Raw genomic sequence first — 4783 nt, 5'->3', positions numbered from 1 at the left:
TACATCGGTGCACGGGCGCTTGTCAGCAGCCTGCCAAAGGTAGATTGGCTGCTCGGTGACCGTGGATATGACGCCGATTGGTTCAGAGAAGCGTTGAAAGACAAAGGGATACGCGCATGCATTCCCGGCCGAAAGCAGCGCAAGAAAACCGTCAAGTACGACAAGCGCCGCTACAAACGTCGCAACCGGATCGAGATCATGTTTGGGAGGTTGAAAGACTGGCGGCGGGTGGCAACCCGATACGACAGATGCCCGAAGGTCTTCCTGTCAGCCATCGCCCTGGCCGCTCTCGTCATTTACTGGCTATGAGTCCTGACCCTAGTAGGATGAAGCGTAATCCGACGCGATATTTTACGTTTCGATTTCAATTTTTAACTCGCGTTTCAACAAGCGAGAGACTGGGGCAGAAAATGGGGTTTAGAAACCGTGGAGCGGCGGGTTCATGACGCCGCACGAATACGAAGCCTCTGACGAGGCTTGGGCCAGGGCAACGCGCATCGGACGAGAACTGGATCGCATTCTGGACGGGCAAGAGCCTATGCGCACCGCAGTTGCTTGGGCCGCATCCGAATTGCGTCTCTCGACGCGCCAAGCCTACAACCACCTGCGCCGATACCGCACCGAGCGCCGGGTTTCTTCGCTGCTGCCAAGAACAGATGGGGCGAGGCGCGCAAGGATCAGCCCGGCTGTTGAGGAAATCATTTCGGCGACGCTTCGGGAGATGTGGCTTCAGCCCGAGCAACCGGACCTTGCGCCGATTGTCGATGAAATCCGCGCCCGTTGTGACAGCGAGGGTCTTGATCCGCCTGCCTATGTCACCGTTTCCAAGCGTATCCCACGACTGTTCACACTTGAGGAGATTGCACGACGGCGACATTCAGGAGGGATAAGCCCGCGGCGTCTGAAACCGCGCCCGGGCTATATCCGGGCCAAACACGCTCTCGACGTCATCCAGATCGATCATACCCCTGCCGACATTCAGTTTGTGGAAGTTATTGATGATCAGGGCATCTATGTCGGACGCCCCTATCTCACTATCGCTGCCGATGTGGCAACAAGCGCGATTATCGGCTTCTGCCTGACGCTTGAACAACCCTCGCGCCTGTCGGTCGCGCTCTGTTTGGCGCAGGCGATGTGCCGCAAAGAAGATTGGCTGGCAGCGCGCGACATCAATCACTCCTGGCCAATGTATGGCCGCCCCAGGCAGGTCGTCGTGGATTCCGCGATGGAGTTTAGAAGCACCAGTTTCATCCGGGGATGTGCCGAGTACGGCATCGCAATTCAAAGCCGGAACAAAGTGACCGTCCATCGTGGCGGGGTTGTCGAACGGCTTCTCGGCAAGGTGAACACGGTGTTGCGCTCACTGCCGGGCAAGACCGGGCGTTCCATCGCGGACCGGGGTGAATACTTGTCCGAGGAACGTGCAAGGCTCAGCTTACCCGATTGCCCGTCGAGGATATTGATGGCCTGGCATTGATCAGCGACCCACTGGCCCGGTTGCGTGAGAGGCAGAGCACAAGAACAGGAGATGACCACACATCGACCGCTCGGGTCAACCGCCTGCAATATTGCCCGGCCTGCCTGAAAGAGGACCATGCACCGTTCTTCCGGCGCGGTTGGACTTTGGCGACGCGTGTTTCCTGCATTCGGCATGGATGCCGCTTGCGCGATCACTGCCCTACCTGCCGTGGCGACATTACGCCTTCACGACAAAACCGCCTTCTGCCGCAACATTTCTGCGTCTGGTGTGATGCTGATCTCCGAAAACCCACCCTGTCTGCCGAGTATGATGTGCAGCGTTTCGAGCGGCTCATCGACGATCTGCTTCGAATCCATGTTGCGGGACATGGCGGGCATGGCAAGACATCCCTGCCCGCCATGCTTGGAGCGGCTTGTTTCACGTTCAATGGCGAGCCGACATCAATTTCGCGCCTGCCGCACCGGGTCCGCTACGTATTGTTCCGCCAGTTGACCGATGGAATGATGCCCCTCAAAAAACGTTCCGAGCATCCTGCAATAGTTCTCTGGACCCGCATTGCACTGGCTGCGCCCAAGCATTCCGACTTGGTGGCGTCATTGAGGGCAGAGATCACGTCACAGATAACACCGCGATCAAAGACCCGCTCCAGACTTCCTGATTTGGCGGACTTACAGCAGGTCATCATCCGCCTTCATTCAAACCGCCGCGCATCATTGGCAACGGCTACGCCTGCGAATTGATGAACCCTACATCCTCCAGCTGCTCCCCATCCGGCAAGTCCTGCAACGTCTCCAAGTCGAACGCCATGAGGAATTGGTCGGTGGTGACATAGGTGTAAGGCGCGCCGCGCCGAGGTGACCGCGGCCCGGCCCCGATTAAGCCGCGCGCATGCAGCCGACCGATCAAATCCCGGCTGATCTCTTTCCCGAAGATGTCCTTCAGCCCATCCCGCGTGACCGGCTGGTGATAGGCTATGGCGGCAAGTACCGCTACATCGAACTCCCGCAGATCGAGTGTCTGTTCGCCGACATCGGCCGCGGTCCGGATCGCTGGCGCATAGGAGGGCCTGGTTCGCAGCATCCAACCGCTGGCAACCTTCGCCACTTCGAAGGACCGCCCTTCCAGATCCGCGGCCAGATCCTCTATTAGCAACTCGACCGACACCCCCTGCCCCACGACGCGCGCCAGGTCTTTACTTGGTACTGGCGAGGCGCTGGCAAAGAGCACAGCCTCGATCCGTCGCATCCATTCTCGCCAGCGTAATTCGGCTGGCAGATCGTTCAGTTCCCGATCGAAGTCAGTTTCGCCGTGATCCTTGGCCATCGCTCAGATCCCGTAGAGCCGGAACGTGTCGCGACCTGTGAGCTCGCGCACAACGCCTAGCTCGACCAGCCGTTCGCAGAACCGGCGCGCGGCGCGGTCGGAACGCAGTGAGGTAAGCGCGGTCGGGGCGATGGAATCCCGGGCCAGGAAATGGGCCACTGCCTCGTCAGATCCCCTGGCTCGCAGTTTTGGGGCAACCTCTTTCAGTCGCGCGGCGCGGCGCGCCAGATCGGCTGCCTCGCGCGTTACCTCAGCTGCCGCCGTCCCGGTTGCGCGATGACAGGCCAAACGCAGTTTCTCGCCGGTCTTCCGGAGATCGCTACGCTTGAGACCGAGCGCCAGAAGCGGCAGGACATGCGACCACCCGAGCGCTTGCGCAAAAGCCGCATCGGCAAGAAGCAGTGCGGACGTGAAGTCGCGGGGGCGATCTCCAAGTACGGCCTCTAGGACTGCCGCCGATCGAAGCACTGGAGCTCCCTTCCCGGCTTGGAGCCACTCTGCGATCTGGTCCGGTTCCAAATCAGCGAGAGCCCGGCGCAGCGACTTGACTGAAACCTGCCGTTCAACGGCCCGCTGGCAGGCCAGGTACACCTCGCCTGCTGGACCGGGCTCATCTCCTGGCTGAAGGAACGCCATTGCGTCGCGCAGTTCGCTGGCCCGCTCCGGACGACCCACATGGGTGACACAAGCCTCCGCCGCACGAAGCGCAAGCCGTTCCCGGAGAAGGGAATGCGGGACGTCGTCGCGCGACAATACATGATGCAGATGGCTCAGTGCCGACCCGGACAAAAAGGCACCATCTTCAAGGGTTTCCGCGCGGACTGACGTGACCCAGGAAGGCATCCTGGCTATGGTATCAAAGTCGTCGGGAAGTCCATGTCGGGCGTAGGTCATGCGACAAGACTAACTGATGACGGCGGTTCCCGCCACAATATAGTGTAGAAAGCGCCGCACTAGCTGAATTCAGATAATGTCCAATAATTGCGTTATCGGACGTGAAAATGATATGCGCGAAAACATGGGTAGTCTCACAAATAGCAGCACCAAAATCGAGGGTTCGGGCGGGTCAGAGCCCGAGATTTCGCGTACAGCGTCCGATGACGCGCCGAATGGTGACGAGCACAACGAGAGAGAACAGGTAGAAAGTGCATCAATCGCCCTGCCTGTTCATGTCGCCGGCTCCGGCACCCTCGACCGGCTGATCGATACGGCGCGCGAATACGCCGAAGCTTCAACGGCCGAGAACACAAACAAAGCCTACGCCGCCGACTGGAAACACTTCACTCGCTGGTGCCGGCTGAAAGGAACGGATCCCTTGCCCCCCTCGCCCGAGATGGTGGGGCTTTATATGGCCGACCTTGCCGCATCGACGGGGAAGACCCCTGCTCTCTCGGCCTCAACCATCGAGCGCCGTCTCTCTGGGCTGTCCTGGAACTACTCACAGCGCGGGTTCACGCTCGATCGCAAGGATCGGCACATCGCGACGATCCTGGCCGGGATCAAGCGCAAACACGCACGCCCGCCGGTGCAGAAGGAAGCAATCCTGCCGGAGGATATCCAGGCTATGGTGGCCACTCTTCCTCATGATCTCCGCGGGCTTCGGGACCGGGCGATCCTTCTCATTGGATTTGCTGGGGGACTTCGGCGGTCGGAGATCGTCAGTCTCGATGTGCACAAGGACGACACACCGGACTCAGGCGGTTGGATCGAGATCATGGAACAGGGTGCTCTGCTAACGCTAAATGCCAAAACCGGGTGGCGCGAGGTCGAGATCGGACGCGGCTCAAAGAATCAGACCTGTCCAGTCCATGCCCTGGAGCAATGGCTGCACTTTGCAAAGATCGACTTCGGTCCGATCTTCGTGCGCACCTCGCGGGATGGCAAACAGGCGTTGGAAGGCCCTATCGGAAGGTTTCTTCGTAGAACCACGCTAAGGTGGAACATTGTGTGAACATACTCACGTTCCCCAATCTCTAGATG

Annotated in this window: 5 protein-coding genes and 1 pseudogene; 4 read left to right on the top strand and 2 right to left on the bottom strand. The window is 59.6% G+C overall.

Annotation, left to right across the window (positions count from 1 at the left end):
* From BM075_RS23860 to BM075_RS23850, 3 genes are all read left to right on the top strand, one after another.
* The coding region (locus BM075_RS23860) for a transposase (protein ID WP_143089950.1) at positions 1–309 on the top strand (309 nt) is incomplete at its 5' end.
* A gap of 133 nt (positions 310–442) precedes the next feature.
* On the top strand, positions 443–1477 hold the full coding sequence (locus BM075_RS23855) for a DDE-type integrase/transposase/recombinase (protein WP_245758970.1): 1035 nt from the start codon (positions 443–445) through the stop codon (positions 1475–1477).
* Positions 1444–2220, top strand: a complete 777-nt coding sequence (locus tag BM075_RS23850) for a TniQ family protein (RefSeq protein ID WP_177208475.1) — start codon at positions 1444–1446, stop codon at positions 2218–2220. The genes BM075_RS23855 and BM075_RS23850 overlap by 34 nt, the downstream gene beginning before the upstream one ends.
* On the opposite strand, the gene scpB is transcribed toward BM075_RS23850, so the two are convergent.
* Both scpB and BM075_RS23840 read right to left on the bottom strand, forming a co-directional pair.
* The gene (gene scpB, locus BM075_RS23845) at positions 2204–2803 is read right to left on the bottom strand and encodes an SMC-Scp complex subunit ScpB (protein ID WP_093363097.1); all 600 of its coding nucleotides are present in this window, start codon (positions 2801–2803) and stop codon (positions 2204–2206) included. The two genes, BM075_RS23850 and scpB, sit on opposite strands and share 17 nt — an antisense overlap.
* Positions 2804–2806: 3 nt before the next feature.
* Positions 2807–3697, bottom strand: a complete 891-nt coding sequence (locus BM075_RS23840; RefSeq protein ID WP_093363096.1) for a DUF1403 family protein — start codon at positions 3695–3697, stop codon at positions 2807–2809.
* Positions 3698–3821: 124 nt separating this feature from the next.
* Between BM075_RS23840 and BM075_RS23835 the strand changes: the two are divergent.
* Positions 3822–4736 (top strand): annotated as a pseudogene (locus BM075_RS23835) (integrase); the annotation flags it as partial.
* Between the last annotated feature and the right edge of the window lie 47 nt (positions 4737–4783).

The sequence above is a fragment of the Tropicimonas isoalkanivorans genome (assembly GCF_900112335.1).
GTDB lineage: Bacteria > Pseudomonadota > Alphaproteobacteria > Rhodobacterales > Rhodobacteraceae > Tropicimonas > Tropicimonas isoalkanivorans.
This window is presented reverse-complemented; position numbering and strand designations above follow the sequence as displayed.

Bases quoted from the DNA above. Each gene is read 5' to 3' on its own strand.
- BM075_RS23855 (WP_245758970.1), top strand. From the start codon at position 443: ATGACGCCGCACGAATACGAAGCCTCTGACGAGGCTTGGGCCAGGGCA.
- scpB (WP_093363097.1), bottom strand. From the start codon at position 2,803: ATGGCCAAGGATCACGGCGAAACTGACTTCGATCGGGAACTGAACGAT.
- BM075_RS23840 (WP_093363096.1), bottom strand. From the start codon at position 3,697: ATGACCTACGCCCGACATGGACTTCCCGACGACTTTGATACCATAGCC.